Origin of the sequence: Microbispora catharanthi (assembly GCF_006334915.2) — a bacterium.
GTDB classification, from domain to species: Bacteria; Actinomycetota; Actinomycetes; order Streptosporangiales; family Streptosporangiaceae; genus Microbispora; species Microbispora catharanthi.
The window spans coordinates 329,123-345,793 of record NZ_VDMA02000004.1 but is presented as its reverse complement, the minus strand read 5'-3'; the positions used below and the strand labels follow the sequence as shown (position 1 = coordinate 345,793).

Annotated in this window: 13 protein-coding genes and 1 tRNA gene; 7 read left to right on the top strand and 7 right to left on the bottom strand. The window is 65.8% G+C overall.

What is annotated here, in order from left to right:
• Nucleotides 1-21 precede the first annotated feature (21 nt).
• Nucleotides 22-98, top strand: a tRNA-Pro gene (locus FH610_RS09835).
• Nucleotides 99-491: 393 nt separating this feature from the next.
• Here FH610_RS09835 and FH610_RS09830 read toward each other — a convergent pair.
• The 4 genes from FH610_RS09830 to FH610_RS09815 form a co-directional block, all read right to left on the bottom strand.
• Entirely contained in the window at nucleotides 492-1,274 is a 783-nt protein-coding gene (locus tag FH610_RS09830) for an ISAs1 family transposase (RefSeq protein ID WP_139573987.1), read from the bottom strand.
• A 176-nt stretch (nucleotides 1,275-1,450) separates the two neighbouring features.
• Nucleotides 1,451-1,921, bottom strand: coding sequence for a hypothetical protein (locus FH610_RS09825; protein WP_139573986.1), 471 nt, complete (start codon nucleotides 1,919-1,921; stop codon nucleotides 1,451-1,453).
• A gap of 63 nt (nucleotides 1,922-1,984) precedes the next feature.
• On the bottom strand, nucleotides 1,985-5,833 hold the full coding sequence (locus FH610_RS09820; protein WP_139573985.1) for a LamG-like jellyroll fold domain-containing protein: 3,849 nt from the start codon (nucleotides 5,831-5,833) through the stop codon (nucleotides 1,985-1,987).
• Nucleotides 5,834-6,061: 228 nt separating this feature from the next.
• Nucleotides 6,062-6,547, bottom strand: coding sequence for a bacterial transcriptional activator domain-containing protein (locus FH610_RS09815; protein WP_161627963.1), 486 nt, complete (start codon nucleotides 6,545-6,547; stop codon nucleotides 6,062-6,064).
• On the opposite strand from FH610_RS09815, the gene FH610_RS09810 reads away from it, so the two are divergent.
• A complete protein-coding gene (locus FH610_RS09810) occupies nucleotides 6,546-7,649 on the top strand; it encodes a hypothetical protein (RefSeq protein ID WP_161627962.1) in 1,104 nt (367 codons plus the stop codon). The genes FH610_RS09815 and FH610_RS09810 overlap by 2 nt on opposite strands.
• 122 nt (nucleotides 7,650-7,771) lie before the next feature.
• On the opposite strand, the gene FH610_RS09805 is transcribed toward FH610_RS09810, so the two are convergent.
• Complete coding sequence (locus FH610_RS09805; protein ID WP_139573982.1) at nucleotides 7,772-8,008, bottom strand: helix-turn-helix domain-containing protein; 237 nt, start codon at nucleotides 8,006-8,008, stop codon at nucleotides 7,772-7,774.
• A 272-nt stretch (nucleotides 8,009-8,280) separates the two neighbouring features.
• Here FH610_RS09805 and FH610_RS09800 point away from each other — a divergent pair, with 272 nt between their 5' ends.
• Nucleotides 8,281-9,036, top strand: coding sequence for a DUF4253 domain-containing protein (locus tag FH610_RS09800; protein WP_240808862.1), 756 nt, complete (start codon nucleotides 8,281-8,283; stop codon nucleotides 9,034-9,036).
• Nucleotides 9,037-9,208: 172 nt separating this feature from the next.
• Here FH610_RS09800 and FH610_RS09795 read toward each other — a convergent pair whose 3' ends face one another.
• A complete protein-coding gene (locus FH610_RS09795) occupies nucleotides 9,209-10,231 on the bottom strand; it encodes a DNA-methyltransferase (RefSeq protein ID WP_205825656.1) in 1,023 nt (340 codons plus the stop codon).
• Complete coding sequence (locus FH610_RS09790; RefSeq protein WP_139573981.1) at nucleotides 10,228-10,779, bottom strand: XF1762 family protein; 552 nt, start codon at nucleotides 10,777-10,779, stop codon at nucleotides 10,228-10,230. The genes FH610_RS09795 and FH610_RS09790 overlap by 4 nt, the downstream gene beginning before the upstream one ends.
• A 371-nt stretch (nucleotides 10,780-11,150) precedes the next feature.
• On the opposite strand from FH610_RS09790, the gene FH610_RS44345 reads away from it, so the two are divergent.
• The 4 genes from FH610_RS44345 to FH610_RS09770 all read left to right on the top strand — a co-directional run bounded on the left by FH610_RS44345 (nucleotide 11,151) and on the right by FH610_RS09770 (nucleotide 16,670).
• Nucleotides 11,151-12,284 (top strand): hypothetical protein, encoded by a 1,134-nt coding sequence (locus tag FH610_RS44345; RefSeq protein ID WP_240808861.1) that lies wholly within the window; start codon nucleotides 11,151-11,153, stop codon nucleotides 12,282-12,284.
• Nucleotides 12,285-12,424: 140 nt separating this feature from the next.
• On the top strand, nucleotides 12,425-13,987 hold the full coding sequence (locus FH610_RS09780; protein ID WP_139573980.1) for a conjugal transfer protein TrbL family protein: 1,563 nt from the start codon (nucleotides 12,425-12,427) through the stop codon (nucleotides 13,985-13,987).
• The gene (locus tag FH610_RS09775; protein WP_139573979.1) at nucleotides 13,984-14,922 is read left to right on the top strand and encodes a PrgI family protein; all 939 of its coding nucleotides are present in this window, start codon (nucleotides 13,984-13,986) and stop codon (nucleotides 14,920-14,922) included. The genes FH610_RS09780 and FH610_RS09775 overlap by 4 nt, the downstream gene beginning before the upstream one ends.
• Nucleotides 14,919-16,670, top strand: a complete 1,752-nt coding sequence (locus FH610_RS09770) for a VirB4 family type IV secretion system protein (RefSeq protein WP_139573978.1) — start codon at nucleotides 14,919-14,921, stop codon at nucleotides 16,668-16,670. The genes FH610_RS09775 and FH610_RS09770 overlap by 4 nt, the downstream gene beginning before the upstream one ends.
• Nucleotide 16,671: the final 1 nt, after the last annotated feature.

The following is a 16,671-nucleotide window of genomic DNA, read 5'->3' as shown; positions in this document are numbered from 1 at the left end:
AGGACGAAAAGTCCAAGCGACCGGGGTGTAGCGCAGCTTGGCAGCGCGCTTCGTTCGGGACGAAGAGGCCGTGGGTTCAAATCCCGCCACCCCGACCAGGTAGTTGCAGGTCAAGGGCCTGATCGCTGGAGACAGCGATCAGGCCCTTGATCGTTTGACCGTCATTTGACCGTCGGTCTGAACGCCGCCAGGGGGCACTGACGGGTTCAAACGAGTTCTCCTGGGCACCTTGATCAACAAGCTCCGGCTACCGGCCATCGACGGCAGTTCAAATCACTCGGCATGACTCTCCGCACTTTCTGCGACACGAGAGGTTGCCTTCGTTCCATGGCCAGGTGTGAGCTGACGTCATGCACCGTTGGGACCCCGTCAATCCCCGCCAGCTCGCCCTCCTCAAGCGGATCTCAGCCGGCGAGGACCTCAGCGGACCTGATGACGTGCCCGAACGGCATTCGGCGCACGCACTACGCAACCGAGGGCTCGTCGAGATTTCAAAGCGACGCGGCACTTGGAAGGCCGTGATCACCGAGGCGGGCCGCTTCTATCTGGAGCACGGCTACCATCCCGATCACCCCGACCGAAAGCCGGAGGCGGATGTAGTGCGCCTTCTTGCGCTCGACCAGGAAAACGGCATGCTCGCGCTGGGTGTACAGGGCGTCGGCGGTGACCACCGCGCCGGCCAGATCCAGGGATTGCAGCAGCGGAGCGAACGCGGTCAGCTCGTTGCTTTTGCCGTCGACCTCGACCTGGCCGAGGACGGCCAGGGTGCGGGTGTCGGTCACCGCGAGCAGGTGGGCGGCGCGGCCGGTGGCGGTGTGGTGCCGGGTGCCGCGCAACGCCTTTCCGTCGACCGCCAGCACCCGGCGCGGGCGGCGGCATGGCCTATGGCCGGTCGCCTGCGCGGCCTTGGACCGGGCCGTGCCCAGGTCCTTCAGCCAACCGTCGGTCGCGGCGGAAAAGGCTACGGCGTCCAGTGCTTCCAGCCTGGCGCGGATTGTGGACTCGTCCGGCACCCCATAGCGGCGGGCGAGCGGGTCGTTGCGGATCGTCAGCGCCGCAAGGACGTGGTCGGGGGCACCGGCGATCCAGTCGCTGATCGCGGCCCATGACGTTACCCCGGTGAGTGTCGCCGCGACCGCACCGGCCAGGAGCGATACAAGCGAATGTCGTACCCCTCGCGGGTCACGCGGATCGGGAACCCACGCCAGATAGGCCATCAACTGCGGCACCCGGCCGGCGAGCGCGTCACGTTCGGCCGACGGCAACGCGGCCAACTGGCCGAGGACGGTAAAGATCGGGGATGATGAGGGCGCGGGCACGGTCTTCTCTCACGATCAAGGCTTCGACAACCTCATGATCGCGAAGACCGTGCCCGCTCGCAGGTCTCTCCGGCGCGCCCCACTACGATCCGGACATCAAGCATCAAACCGCGACTACGCCGGAGCCCTGCCTATAACCGCCAGAGTTGAATGCAGAAAAATTCCAGTCCCTCGAATTCGGCGACGAGCGTTGTCGGATCCTCACTCCGCAGGCGCCGCCGAATCACGCGAATATGGTAGTCCCCAGGAAGGCCTAGGTGGATCTCTGGATAATCTTCATCGGTACCCGTGACTTCGTCGAAAGTGATCGTGCCGGAACTTGAGGTGAAGATTGCCTCTGATACGTCCGACTGAGGTGTGGGATCGACGGGGGGTTCGCCGCTCCATACTTCGACTACGACATCTGCTGTGTGTACGTCGAAGTCGCTAGAGATGACGGCGGCATTAGCCCCGGCGGTCAGCCAGGTAGTGGACATTACAGACAATGTTCTAGGGTCTGGAGCGCCGGGAGGCAGACCGGCATCCCCCTCTACATCCATTAGGATGAACTCGCCGTTCTCAATAAAGACGGTGAGGCGGGTTAATGAGCGCGCTTCCCCCATAGCGGGTCCTCCATAAGCAGATGGTGCGTGTCTCCCTCCGCGTCGCGGAGGGAGACACGCACCTTAGTCGTCTCGAGGCTCGAAGCTCAGCCAGAAGCCATCCCGGCGTAACATCCGGTTGTTATAGTACCAGTACCCTAGCCTTTGACCAAATAGCCAGTTCTGGTAGGCGTTGATAAGTCTTACCGAGTAGTTGTAGTGGGGATCTGCCTTGGTAGTTCCCTCTTTTGTAGATGCAAAAGGGAACTCGTCGCACTGGACCGCCTTAGTGTTGGGGTCCTTGTTGTGGGTCGAGTTCCATCCTTTGCCACCCCTCTGTTTCAAGCAGGTTCTGTAGGATTTGCCATAATTCTTTTTCTTCGCTTCGCCGTCGGCTGCGTAGTGAAGTTTCTTCCCGTTGATTTTCCCGGCCATGTTCTTCTGGCCACCGTCGTCTGGAGATGGGTACGTAATCTCGGGGTGGTACAGGGCGTCGTAGTCATGCTTGGCTTGTTCGGGCCAGTCGTTCCCTGTGTCGGGGTCTACGTCGTTCATCCAGAGCAGCGTCGTGGCTCGATAGAAGACGCACCCGCCAACTTTGTACCATCTGATGTAACTTGCGGAGTCGCAGCGGATGTTGGCCTTTACATCTTTGCCATTATCTGCTTGGCCAGTGTACAGAAAAGAGGCGTTCGCGGGATCCCATGCGACGCTAAGGGTTGGCCTGATTGAACATGTGCTTATTTTCTCATCGCCGTTTGCGCCCGCCGCAGGGGAGTAATATCTGAACTTCGTCGTTGGTGATAGTCTCCATCCGGAGACGGTCTTAGTTCGTACCGGTAGGCCATATCCGTACTCTGGGCTCAGGTCGGGGTCGCAGTGTCCTACGGGCAAGGGCCATCCCTTGGTGCTGTTCGTGACAGAGATAGAGGTATCGGCTAGAGTGCCCGTCGCCTCCTTAATTTTTACGTCGACCAGTTCATCGACTGTCCTCTCATTCTGATAAGTGTCTTCAAGGATGGCCATTGTCATTTTCACTCGGCCAGTCCTGCGGGCTCCCTGACTGCTGACGACCCACTGCTCAGCCCATGCGGTCTTCTTGGAAGTCTGCAGGTTATAGCAGAGGGAGAACCTACTCGCCAGCCAACCGCCTGACACGAAAGACGCTTTGCGGCAGTCATCCAGATCCCATCGCTTCGGCCCCTCTTTCGTGGTAGAGGCGGCAGACGCATAAGGGGACGTCGACAGTGTGTCGCTCTTACCTTGTTGTGCCTGAGACAGCGAAGGGGCAGGAGCACCACACGCCCCGTTATCCCTCCATGCAGTATCATTTCCTGGTTCCCCGGCGGCAAACAAACCGGCGACTACCCATTCATGGCCCTTCCAAGTGACTTTATCGTCTTGGAAGTAGAAACTATCCGTCTTCCAGGTGGGAGCGGTGCATGGGGTCACGCTCGGGCTGGCGCTCGGGCTCGGGCTGGGGCTCGGGCTGGGGCTCGGGCTGGGGCTCGGGCTGGGGCTCGGGCTGGGGCTCGGGCTGGGGCTCGGGCTGGGGCTCGGGCTGGGGCTCGGGCTGGGGCTCGGGTCCTCTATTGTGCAGGCGGGGACGGGTTCATCGTTTTGTACTGCGGTGATATCACTGTTGGTGAGGACCTTCTCGTAAAGGCGCACATCATCCAGATCGCCGTTGAATCTCGCTCCCATGCTGAACGGACCTTGGGCTGACCAGGCCGGCGGAACTGAGATGGCGCCAAGCAGTTGGCCGTTCATGTACAGAGAGAGCTGAGCCGCATCTTGGTTATAAACACCGGCAAGGTGGAACCATTCCCCCACAGGAGCCGTTGTCTCGGAGGTTACTCCGACAGGCGCGGCATCAGTGGCGTCCGCAGGGAATACCTTGAAAGTTGGCCGGTTACTAGAGTCTGTTCCGAAGTAGAACGCTGACTGGTTGAGGCCCTTCTGTTGAACTACTTGATATGCATTGGAAGAGTCCTTGAGACGAACCCAAGCAGCGATCGTGTAGTTGCTGTCGGTCACAACCACCGGTTCGTCAGATTGGGCGCCATCGGAATTACCGGTTGTCGAAAGTGCCTGACCAGAATGACCTGTAGTCCAACCGGCACCCTCTCGTAATGTCGCAATCCGCCCGTAACCCGACGAATCCTCCGCCTCGGCTCCTTGCCCTTCGTCGAACTTCCAGCGAGCTAGAAGGCAGCCATCTGGTCCATCCTCTGGAGGGGCTACGTCTGCTACCGCTTCATCTATCTCTTCTTGAGTCGCCCATGGGGGAGGCGCGGCGTCCGCAATACTTGCTGCCACGGTTGTATCGGTTTCAGCTTCGCCCTCCTCAAACGCCTGCTCTGCCGTCACGGGATCTGGGTCTGGGCCCGGGGTGGGACTGGCATCGTTCACATGGGCGAGCACTTCTTGCAGCGTGGGCTCGGTCCCGTCGTCATCACGGAACCAGAAAGCCCGCACCTGCTGGGCCGGCTCGTACTCGATCATCAGTGTGGGAGGGTGACGGTAGCCCGGGTATGGGTTGCCGCCGCCGTACTCGCTGGAGTAGTACTGGCGCCAGTTGGTCGTCGCGGTCTCGCTGTAGGCCCGCAGTACCAACCCTTCGTTGGCCACCCCCTGCTCGACCCAGCCGCGGACCATGGTGGTCACCCGGTGCACCAGCGCCTCGTCCTTGGCACACCAGGTGCCGGAGTCGTCGTAGTTGTAGCCGGCCTTGTTGAGCCCCTCGGTGGCGCTGGCTCTGGTCGGCTGATGGTCCCAGTCCAGATCCCAGGTGTCCCAGTAGGAGGTCACTTGCTGGGCGACGATGCCGGACCCCAGCGTGTCGCCGCACAGCACTCCGCCGGGACCGCTGGACTTGTAGTTCCACATGTACAGGTCGGCGTCTTTGACGGTGGCGCCCTCCAGCACCGGGTCGTCAAGGTTGTACCACAGGTACACCCGGGCGATGTCCGCGCTGGATTGGGTCGTCCCCGCGCGCAGCCAACCGTCCGCGGCGTGGTTGCTCCAGGGGTCGTTCTTGTTGACCCAGGCGTCATCGGGTAGTCCGCCGCCGAACCACTCGGAGGAGGCGGCGACCGTCACCGGGTAGGTCACAGCCGGGTCGGCCAGGAACTTCTCATCCGGGGTGAACACCAGCTCCGAGGCTGTGCCGGAGGTCTCCACCCGGGCCTCGACGCGGGAGGTCTTGCCCTGCTCGGGCGAGGCCTCCACCTTTGCGTCCATCGCGGTCAGCACGACCGGCGCCGCCGCCGCCTTGCCCTTCGCGTCCTTCAGCTGCGGCAACCCCTCGGGCGTCTTACCAAACGTCCTGCCCTTGGGCAGGGTGAGGGGCAGGCGTACAGTCACCGGCCCGTCCGGCTTGCGCCGGAAAACCACCTGGGAGACGAAACCTTCGGCCTGGGCGATCACCACCAAGTCCGCCCCCGGCGCCACGGCGTCGGGATAGGTCACCGTGCTTCCGGAGACCTTCGGCTCCGGCAGCGTCCGGGTCACCTCCAGGCCGCTGGTGCCCTGCTCCCCCTTCGCAGATACCAGGTGCTTTGACCCGCGCCCGCCGAAGGTCAGCGGCGACTTGACCCGCGCCGCCTGCAGCTTGCCATCGCGCGCCACGATCTTGGTGTCGATGGGCTCCCATGCGCCGCTGGCCGGGTTCTTCAGCTGTACGGGCCGGGTGGACAACTCGGCGCGCAGATGCTTGCCGTCGGGCTGCGCCCAGACCTTCATCCTCTCGGTGAATTTGCCGGGGACCTCGACGGGTTTACCGGATTTGGCTGCCTTATCCCACGCGGCCTTCAGGGCCGGATCCGAAGATGCCTTCGGTTGGGTTGCCGAAGCGGAGGTCGGGGCCGGAGATGGTGTTGGGTCTGGGGCCTGGGCGACCGCGGGCGCGCTCAAAAGCGAGAGCGGCAGCATCAGAGTCCCAATCAGGGCAGCACGGCGGCGCGTCCGGACGGATAAACCGGACGCTGATCGGCGTCTGTTCACTCACAGCCTTTCGAACAGTGTGGGCAAAACGCCGTTGATCATCACATAAAGTGAAGATAAAAGTAAAGATCGTTTCTAGTAACGGGAAAGTCGTGCTCCGTTACAGCGGCCAAGTAGGGCAGGTCTTCGGCATGGAGCGGCGACGACACGAGCGCTTCAGGCGGGCCGGCGAGTGGCGGTGAGCTGACGGTAGAGCGCTATGGTTTCGGGGTGGGGGTCGCCGTCGGCGCTGACTTCGGCGACCGCTTTCAGGCAGGCTTTCCACGCCTCGTGGACGCGGCTCATGTTCCCGGCTTCGTACTCGGCTCGCATGAGCGCCCGCCAGAGCTGTTCGGCGTAGGGGTCGGAGGCGAGTCCTTGGCGGGCGGCGCGTGCGGAGCGGTCGGGGCGGTCGGCGTCGAGTTCGAGTTCGGCGAGCAGGTCGGCGGCGTCGACGATTTCGGCGCGGATGTTCTCGATCACGGGGGTTTCCAGCCACCAGTGGTAGCACCCGTCCAGCACGGGCCCTCGAACGGCCGAAACAGGAAAGCGGAAGGCGTCCGAAGCGAGACCGCGCCGACGATCTTGTACCCCTGCGAAGGCGCAATCGCCGACGTCAACGGTGCCAGCCAAACGATCAGCTCCGCACACCACCGTCACCATGGCTGCCAAGAGACGCGAGGCCGCGATGCGGCTCATGGAGCGTCTGGCCACCGAGCGTACGGTGGTGATCAGTAAGCCGAGCGAGGATGAAATCGGCGAATGGCGACGCGTGGTGGACTTCGCGAAGCGGCATGGGATGGTCCCGGACGGCCATTACCTCGAGAAGCAGAAGCAGTGGAACGGCGACCTCCGTATCCAGCTCATGCCCGGTACGCACAGCAATTCGAGGCCCCGGATTGAGGAACTCCCCGCCGTACCAGTGCCGAACCAACTGCGGTCGCCTCACCCGGTGGTGGCCAGCCTGCGAGACGACGAGCGCTGGCTCCGGATGCCCAAGGATTTGCGTCGCCGTTCGCTCCTGATTCTTCAAGCCCTCGTGGCCGAGGCGGTCCGGAGAGGACATACGGTTCGCGAGCGTCCCATCTCCCAGGAGGCGAACAGCGGGTACTACTACCAGGGGCGTTACCACGAGAGGCACTACTCGCGTCGCGATGGCGAGATTCAGATCGGCATCGAGGGCTACTCCTACGTGGTCACCATCCGGGAGGAGTCCCCTCAGTCAACCAATGACGAGCGATACGGGCGTCTGGCCATTGAGTTGAACTACCACTTCCAGAGACGGCAACGGCGTTGGGCCGACCGCAAGCGGTGGAAGCTGGAAGACGTCCTCGGCGCTGTCCTGGAGGAACTTGAGACCCGCGCCCGCGACGACGAGCAGCGCAAGATCGACGAAGAGATCGCCAAGGCCCAGCGCAAGGCGCGCTGGGAGGAAGCCATGGCCGTGGCACGGGTCGCGGCTACCGAGGCCTACTACGCCACGTACCTGACTGAGCAGGCTGCGAACTGGAGGAGGGTGCGAGAGCTCCAGGAGTACTGCGAAGAGTTGGAGCAACGGATCAACCAGGCGAGGTCGAACGGCAGCGGAGTCTCCGATGCCGAGCAGTGGCTGACATGGGCTCAACAGCACATCGAGCGAATCAACCCCTTCAAGGAGTTGCCTACCATGCCCACACCGCCCGAACTCACCCCTAAAGATCTCGAATCACACCTGGAGGGTTGGAGCCCATACGGCCCCGAGGAGTACCGCTCCAGATGGGGGTGAGTACCCCAGGGTGATCTTTGCGTTGGGCACGTGGCAGATGCCATGACAGCCGCTGCTCGTAGCCTCGCAATCATGGAGGGCCCCGTCTGTTGAGCGACGGGGCCCTCATAGGCTGCGGACTTTCAAGCGTTGGAGCCAAAGGTGCTGTGTACGTTCTCTTTGTCGGCTCCGATCAGGACGAGCAACTCGATGGTCGGCACGCGATAGGTGTCGCCGACCTTGATGACGCGACAGGGGAACTCGTCCCGCTGGACCAGGCGATAGGCGGTATTCCTGCTCAGGCCCAGAGCGCGAGCCGCCAGAAGGAGCGGTATGACGGCGGGCAGGGCCTGCACCTCTGCCAGGGTCAGCGGCTTCATGGAGTGTCCTTCTTGGCTCCGCCGTCGGGGATCGCGCACCTGTCCGCAGGACAAGGCTGCGTGCTGAAACGAGACGTGATCACCGGACTTGTCGGTCCCCATGCGTACGGTTCCGTCGGTGGTACCACCCCGATGAGGGGGATTCGCGACCCGTCGATAAGTGAGGACCCGGCATGATGGACGATCTCTTGCTCCCTGCGGAACTCCCCCGGCTGTTTCCCGACGGCGGCCCAGGTCGCAGCTTGGCGGTCCCTCTCCCGGATGGACGTCTTATGACGGCGGATCCGCCCTTTCAGGGCGAGGAAGCCGAAGCCCTGTCGCACACGCCGGTCTTCTGGATGAGCAACCACCCGGTCGACGGTGAGATCTGGGCCGCCTTCCACGCCGAGCACCCTCGGTCGGGACTGTGGCCATTGCTCCTGCTGCACGACCTGAGCGGCGGCGATGACCGGCCGTGGGAACAGGGCGAGCTGACGCCGATGCCTGTGTCTGAGATCGACGAGCACGACGCCGCCGGCTTCATGGCGGAGGCATGGGCGGAATGGGCGGAGGATGACGACGAAAACGACTACGACTTCGAAGATCTCGAACCGTTCCGCCGCGACTGCCCCGGCCTCGCACCGCCCGGCGAACCCACCGCGGATCCGGCCGAGGCCGCTGACTGGTATGCCAAACAGCTCGACGACCAATGCGGTCATCTGGGCCTGGTGCCGGCCGCCTGCGGCGCGGACGCCCTGACTGCGATCGGCTGGACAGGACCGTGCAACTACAGCGATACACCGCCGCTGTCTGCGATGCTGCGCAGTTGGGAGAGCCGATTCGGCGCGCGCGTGGTCGCGGTCGGATTCGACACCCTCTACCTCAGCGTGGCCGCGCCGCCCCGCACGCTGGAGCACGCCTTGCACGTGGCTGCGGAGCATTTCGCGTTCTGCCCGGACAACATCCAGCAGGGGCACAGTCCGTGCACACTGCGGTCCTATGCAGAGGAGTTGATCGGCATCAACACCTGGACCTTCTGGTGGGACTGACGTCCAACGGACGGCGCACCAAGCAGCACCGAGCACCGTAGAGCGAGCGTCGCGTGAGCCCTCGCCGATAGGACGGACGGCCTCTCCGATCCCCCTGCCTCCGGTAGCAGCGCGGACAAGCCCTGCAGCGTACGCCTGCGAACGGAGCTCTGAACAGGTCCTTTGCAATCGTTCAGTCATCCTGGCCTCCTGCTGGGAGTGCTGCCTCCGCGGCAACGAAGAGCCGGGTTCGGGCGAGTTCGCAGTAGTCGGCGTTGAGCTCGATGCCGGCGAACTTCCGGCCGAGTTGCCGGGCGGCAATGCCGGTGGTGCCGCTGCCGGTGAACGGGTCCAGGACGGTGCCGCCGGGGCGGCAGCCGGCGGCAATGGCCCTGAGCGGGATGTCGACCGGGAACGCCGCGAAGTGAGCCGCCCGCAGCGGTCGAGTGGGGATTGACCAGACGTCCCCAGGATTCCTGCCGTTAGGGTGCGCGGCGGCATGCCGCGCACCCGTGGGCCGCATCGCCGCGCCGTGCCGTGGGCCAAGCGAGTCCTCCCCATACTTGCCGCTCGGAGGCCAGGCCGTCGTGATGCTGTTCGGCTTGTTGCCCCCGGCTCGTGCCCGCCTGGAAATCGGGCGGTCGCCGGTGTAGGGCTGGCGGACCGGGTCGAGATCGAACCAGTACCGCTGCTGTTTGACGAACAGGAAGATCAGCTCGTACCGGTTGGACATCCGGTCCCGGACCGACTGCGGCATCGCGTTCGGCTTGCTCCACACGATGGCATTGCGGAGGATCCAGCCGTCCTCTTGGAGGGCGAAGGCGACCCGCCACGGCATGCCGAGCAGGTTCTTCGGCGGCACGGCCAGCCGCGCCTTGGGCCGCGCCTCAGGCTGGCGCCCGTTGTAGTGCTTGCCGCGGGCCCAGCCGTCCGAGTTGGCCGCGTAGCAGTCCCCGAGGTTCAGCCAGCAGGTGCCGTCGTCGGCGAGCACCCTTCGGGCCTCAGCGAAGGTGACCCGAAGGTTCTCCACGTACGCCTCCGGCGTGGCCTCCTGCCCGGACTGGCCCTCGCAGTAGTTCCGAAGCCCCCAGTACGGCGGACTGGTGACGATGCAGTCCACCGAGCCCTCGTCCATCTCGGTCAGCACCTCGCGCGCGTCCCCGTGGTAGATCGCCGCGTGCTCGTCGCGCCAGTACGGCGCGCGCAGTTTCCTCATGCGCGACCTCCGGCGACCCGGATCTCCCACAGAACGCGGGCGACCTCGCCGGTACGGCTGGTGTCCCATCCGAGCGGGCTGGGGACCAGCCGGAAGCCGGCCGCGCACAGGCTGGTGCCGGGCTCGTCGAAACGGGTGTAGGCGATCAGGCGCCGGTAGCCCTCAGCCTGGGCGGCCCGCCAGGCGGCACCCAGCAGGGCCGAGCAGGCGTTGAGCGTGCCGTCAGTGGACAGGCAGACGACCTCAGCCGTACTGCCGACGTCGAAGGCCCAGAAGGCGGGCCTGTCGACAAAGGCGACGCCGACCAGGGTTGTGTCGCTGGTCTGGACGCCGATGACGAACTCCGCTGCGGCCGGTGGGGCGAGGTAGCGGTGCGTCCAAGCGGTGAACGCCCTCGCGGTTTGAAGCGCGACCGGCGAAATCAGCAGACGCGGCCTTTTCGTTGCGGCTAGGCCGCCGCTGCCGGCGTTCTTCTGGATGCCATTCCTTTTCTCCATTGATCTGTCGGGACACGTTTTCCGGATGCGGGCCGCCGAGGCCGTGAGCACGGCTCCTGTGGCGTGCTACCAGGCAAGCAGCAGGCTCAGAGTCTGCTCAGAAGCCGGGCGACTGAGCTCAGAAGGTCGCTCTCAGAAGCCGTCGAGCTACTCAGAATGCCGAGGCTCTGAGAAATTTCTGAGCGACTACCCGGCTTTTCTCTGAGCCGTTTCTGAGGCGGCGCGTACACCGGTTTCGAGACCACGAACTCCTTCTCGACCCGGAGCACGACATGAGCGCGCATCGCCTCACCGAATCACCATTGGACACCGCGGAGACGTCATTCCGGTTGCTGACGACCGGCCCGGGCGCCCTGTCACTGGACTGCACGGCACTCGCCCCCGGTCTGCCCCGGGGAGCGGTCTGCCTACGGGAGCTGCGCGTGCTGCTCACCAGCCGGACCGTCACCGACGAAGCGCGGGATGCCGTCTGGCGGGAGTTGGTCGCACGCGCCCAACAGGCCAACTCGAGCTGGACGGTCGCGGCCGTCGGCATGGCCATGCCGGCCCTGCACACGATCGCGATATCGCTGACCCGCGACTTGGTCCGCGGGGACCCCGTGGACGTCGACATCGCGATCATGGCGGCCTTCCTGCGGGCCCTGCACCGTGTGGACACTGGCCTGCCCCACATACGTGCTCGGCTGTGCGAGGCAGCCCGATTCGCGGGTGAGCGCACCCGGCGTCACATCGCGGCCACGGCTGAGCGCCGCTGTGCGGCCGGCGAGCCGATGCCTCCCCCGCGTCCCTGGTACCACCCCGATCTGGTGCTCATCGACGCAGTGGCCCAAGGCGTACTCAGCGAGCTCGACGCCGAGCTGATCAGTCTGACGCGGCTTGAGAACGTGCCGCTGCGGGACCGCGGCCCGGTGAGTGGGCAGCAGAACCGCCGGGAGCTGCCGCTGATCAACGCCCTGCGGCGGGAGGAATGCGAACCCGCCACCCTTCCCCTGACCGCTTCTCCGATCCCGGGAGAAGCGCACTCGGCTTCCGCGCGGAGCCAGGGAACTCCGGATGCGCAAACAGCAACCGACCCGAAGGGAGGCAGGGACACAACCCCTGGCTCCGCGCGGTTCTCTCCCAACCACCCCTCTGTCGTGGCCCGCTGTCACCGCGCCGCCCGGCAGCGGCATCCGGTACGGCATGCCAGCGGCAGCCGTCCCTGCCGCAGAAGACCGTCCTCGCCGGGAATCGCCGTCTGGGGCCTGGCCACTGCGGCAATCGCCATCCTCGTTATTGCCGCAGTGGCAACCGGTGCCTTCGCTGCTTCCCCGGTGGCCGCCGCTCCCTCGGATCTCAACGCGGTCTTCACAAACCTGCGGAACTGGCTGATCGGCCTGCTGGCGACGCTGGCCACGCTGATGCTGACCATCGGCGGGCTTCGCTACCTCGTCGCCGGCGGTGATCCCGGCGAGGTCCAGAAGGCCAAGGCGGCTTTAAAGGCGGCAGCCTTCGGCTACGCCCTGGCCGTGCTGGCTCCGCTCTTCGTGAGCATCCTCAAGCGCGTCGTCGGGTGAGAACGATGACCTCCTCACCCCGGCCCCGGGTCACCGGCTCAGCCAACGTCAGTCGGCTCGACGCCTCGTTCCGCGCTGCCGCGATTCCCCGGCCCGCTGCCACGGCGGCAGTCGTTCGCCTCTCATTTCCACGTACGGCCGTGCTACTGATCATCACGGCGGCCGTCGTCACGGTGTCGATTGCCGCCATGACGGCAACCGCGAGCGCCATGCCAGTGCCGTCTCCTTCGCCCTCACCGTCAATGCCCGGACCAGTCGACATCCCGGTCGACAGTCCCGGGTCCGGATTCGGTATCGGCGACTGGATCAACGGCCAGATCAATTCCTGGTTCGCCAATCTGGTCGCGCTCGCGATCAAACCGCTGCTGGACGTGCTGGCCGCGACACTGCTGTCGACCCCGGACGTGTCCGGCAGCGGCAGGGTCTTCGACCTTTGGAAGGCAACCGCGGCCATCGCGAACACCGGGTTCGTCCTGCTGGCCACGATCGGTGCGATCACCGCGATGGGGCATGAGACGGTCCAGACCCGATACGCGGTCAAAGAGGTCCTGCCGCGCCTGTTCGTCGCGGTCTTGGCCGTCAACGTCAGCTTCGGCATCTGCGGTAAGGCCATCGAACTCGCCAACCCCCTGTCACACGCGCTGCTCGGCCAGGACTTCGACGAGAGGCGCGCAGCGGCGACCCTGCGCCTCCTGGTTGTCGTCCCCGGCCAGCAGGAGATCTTCTACATTCTGCTCGCGCTGGTCGCGGTCATCTTGCTGATCCTGTTGCTGATCGCGTTCGTCATGCGGGCCGCGTTGATAGTGCTGCTGGTGGTCGCCGCGCCGCTCGCGCTGGCCTGCCTTGCGCTGCCGTACACCGACGGGCTGACCCGGTTCTGGTGGCGAGCCTTCACCGGGCTGTTGATCGTGCAGGTCGCTCAGTCGCTCACGCTGGTCATGGCGGTGAGGATCTTCTTTAACCAAGACGGCCGTCTCCTGCTCGGGCTCATGCCGACCGGGCAGCTCGTCAACCTGGTCCTCGTCCTGTGCCTGCTGATCATCTTGGTACGCATCCCGGGCTGGGTGTCCCGCCGCGTGTTTGCCCAGACCGCCGGCCGCGGCTCAACGGTCACACGGATCGTCAAATACGCCTTGGCCTACAAGCTCACCTCTCCGGTCGTGAACGCTCTGCACCTCGGCAGAGGTGCACGCGGCGGCAGGGGTTCAGGCAGGGCCAGGGGTGCGCCCGTCGCCATGGCGAGCAGGGCGCAGCCCGCACTCGCCGCAGGTCCCGCCGGTACGGCTGCCGCCACGACAGCGACCACCGCCTCCACGGCCAGGGGCGGCACCGGCCAGCCCCACCACGCGCCCGGGGCAGTTCGCCGCCCCGGCAATCCTGGCAACTCGCAGCCCGGCCCGGTCAAGCATCCTTCGTCCGGTCCGCCGGCCCAGGGCAAGTACCCGACGCCGCTGCGGCCATCGGTCCCGATTCGCCCCACCACGCCGGTGTACGGCTACCCGCGCGACACCTACTACGCCAACGGCCCAGCAGGGCTCGCGCAGATGTACTGGCTCCGCGCCCAATCCACTCCATCGACGTCCAGATGGCCAGTCCAGTCGCCTGGTGCACCGGCTCCCGGCGGCATAGACCGGCCTCAGAACCCTGGCCGTCGTGGGCCGCAGCGGCATGGCCGCCCCTCCGGCGGAGGTGACAACCGATGAGCTGGGCGCAGCCGGTACGCATCCCCGCCGATGTGGACCAGGAGGACCGAATCGTCGGCGGCTTCACCGCCCGGCAGGTGGCCATCCTCGGCGGCACCGCGGGCCTGCTGTACGCCGCCTACATGCTCCTCGGAGAGCACGTGCCGCTAATGGCGTACGGCGTCGGGGCCCTGCCGATGGCGCTGACCGGCATCCTGCTGGCGATCGGACGGCGTGACGGTGTGAGTCTCGACCGGTACGTGCTGTCCGCGCTCCGCCACCAGCGTTCCGCGAAGGCTTTGGTCTCCGAATCAGGGAACATTCCTCCGGCTCCCGCGTGGATAGCCGCCAGGCCCGTTCCCCGGCTGGCGCCGCTACGCCTTCCGGCGCGAGGAGTGGCCGATGACGGGCTCATCGATCTCGGGCCGGACGGGGTCGCCGCCGTGGCGGAGGTGTCCACGGTCAACTTCGCCCTTCGGACGCCGGACGAGCAGGACGCCCTCGTCTCAAGTTTCGGCCGCTGGCTCAACTCACTGTCCGGCCCGGTCCAGATCCTCATCCGTGCCGCGCCGGTGGACCTCAGCGAGACGATCAACAACTTGGTGGACAGCGCTGGTGCGCTTCCTCACTCCGCGCTGAAGGCCGCCGCGCACGAGCACGCGGCCTTCCTCACCGGCCTTTCGGCTAGGCACGACCTGCTGCGCCGCCAAGTCTTGCTGGTCGTCCGGGAGCCCTGCGCCGGGGCGGGCGGCCGGGACGCGGCATCAGCCCGGGCGCTGCGCCGCCTGGAGGAGGCCGCCCGATTGCTTTCGGGCTGCGGACTCACCGTCCGCCCGCTGGACGCCCCGGCAACACGGGCACTGCTCGCCTCCTGCTTCGGCCCCGCCGACCCGCCGCTACCCACCGACCAACTCGCGACCCCAGACGAGGTCATCACGACAGGAGAACACCGGTGAAGCTCTTCTCACGCAGGCGCACGGCCCTCGCCACCGCGTTCGGCCCGGACGCCATCCAGGTCCGGCCGCGGGACCTTCGAATCAGTGGCGCACTGTGCGCCACCCTGGCCATCAGCGGGTATCCGCGCGAGGTCACACCCGGCTGGCTGGAGCCGTTGCTGACCTATCCCGGTCGCCTGGACGTGTCGCTTCATGTCGATCCGGTCCCGTCCCAGGTCGCCGCCGATCGGCTGCGCAAGCAGCTCGCGCGTCTGGAATCCGGGCTGCGCAGCGACCAGCAGCACGGCCGGCTTCTGGATCCCGGAGTGGAGGTCGCGGCAGAAGACGCCCAGGATCTCGCCTCCCGCATCGCGCGCGGTCAGGCCAAGTTGTTCCGCGTCTCGATCTATCTCACCGTCCACACCGCTACCCAGGATGAGTTGGACGAGGCGTGCGCCCAGGCACGAGCGCTGGCCGCGTCGCTGTTGCTGGATGCCCGGCAGGTCGCCTTCCGACAGCTTCAGGGCTGGGTGTCCTCGCTGCCGCTGGCCTTCGACAACCTGGCCATCAGCCGTACGTTCGACACCCCGGCGCTCGCGGCGGCGTTCCCGTTCACAAGCCCGGACCTGACCACCGACCTGGGACCGACCGCCGTCTTGTACGGCGCCAACGCCGCCAGCCCGTCCCTGGTGGCCTGGGACCGATTCGCCCAGCCCAACCACAACTCGGCCATCATCGCCAGCAGCGGGGCCGGGAAGTCCTATCTGGCCAAACTGGAAGCGCTGCGATCCCTCTACGCCGGGGTCGAGGTTGCGGTCATCGATCCCGAAGACGAATACGCCCGCCTGTGTACGGCCGTCGGTGGGGCCTACCTCCATTTGGGCGCGCCGAACGTCCGGCTCAACCCGTTCGATCTGCCTCTTGAGGGGCGGCGGGACGGGGACCCGCTGACCCGACGCTCGCTTTTCCTGCACACACTGATCGCGGTCATGCTCGGCGGGCCGCTGGACCACGCCGGTAAGGCGGCACTCGATCGAGCGATCCTCGCCGCCTACAAGCAGGTCGGAATCACCTTCGACCAGCGCACATGGAAGAAGCGCCCGCCCCTCATGAGCCATCTGGCAAACACGCTTACCAGAGACGACGACCCCAAGGCCGCCGAGATAGCGGCAGGTCTCGCGCCGTACGTGACTGGCAGTCACCGCCAGCTCTTCGACGGCCACACCACCACCCAGCCCGACTCTCACCTGGTCGTCTTCTCCCTCCGGGACCTGCCCGAGGAACTCAAGGCCGTCGGCACCCTGCTCACCTTGGACGCCGTTTGGCGAAGGGTCTCCGACCCGCGCAACCGTCGCCCGCGCCTCGTCGTGGTCGACGAGGCATGGCTGCTCATGAAGGACCCCGAGGGCGCCAAGTTCCTGCTTCGGATGGCGAAGGCGGCCCGCAAACACTGGGCCGGGCTGTCGGTGGTCACCCAGGACGCTGCCGACCTGCTCGGCTCCGACATCGGACAGGCGATCATCGCCAACTCTGCCACCCAGATTCTGCTTCGGCAGGCTCCCCAGGCCATCGACGCGGTCAGCGACGCCTTCGGCCTGTCCGACGGCGAACGCCACCTCCTGCTCTCCGCCGAGCGCGGCTTCGGCCTGCTGGCGGCGAACTCCGGCGCGTCCCGGGTTGCCTTCCAGGTCCTGGCCAGCGAGCAGGAACACCGCCTGGTCACCTCCTCCCCGCAGGAACTCGCCGAGTACGCGGAGGACGACCTGTGAA

Bases quoted from the DNA above. Each gene is read 5' to 3' on its own strand.
- FH610_RS09810 (WP_161627962.1), top strand. From the start codon at position 6,546: ATGGCTGCCAAGAGACGCGAGGCCGCGATGCGGCTCATGGAGCGTCTG.
- FH610_RS09815 (WP_161627963.1), bottom strand. From the start codon at position 6,547: ATGGTGACGGTGGTGTGCGGAGCTGATCGTTTGGCTGGCACCGTTGAC.
- FH610_RS09825 (WP_139573986.1), bottom strand. From the start codon at position 1,921: ATGGGGGAAGCGCGCTCATTAACCCGCCTCACCGTCTTTATTGAGAAC.
- FH610_RS09775 (WP_139573979.1), top strand. From the start codon at position 13,984: ATGAGCTGGGCGCAGCCGGTACGCATCCCCGCCGATGTGGACCAGGAG.
- FH610_RS09795 (WP_205825656.1), bottom strand. From the start codon at position 10,231: ATGAGGAAACTGCGCGCGCCGTACTGGCGCGACGAGCACGCGGCGATC.
- FH610_RS09805 (WP_139573982.1), bottom strand. From the start codon at position 8,008: ATGAAGCCGCTGACCCTGGCAGAGGTGCAGGCCCTGCCCGCCGTCATA.
- FH610_RS09820 (WP_139573985.1), bottom strand. From the start codon at position 5,833: ATGCTGCCGCTCTCGCTTTTGAGCGCGCCCGCGGTCGCCCAGGCCCCA.
- FH610_RS09800 (WP_240808862.1), top strand. From the start codon at position 8,281: ATGACGGCGGATCCGCCCTTTCAGGGCGAGGAAGCCGAAGCCCTGTCG.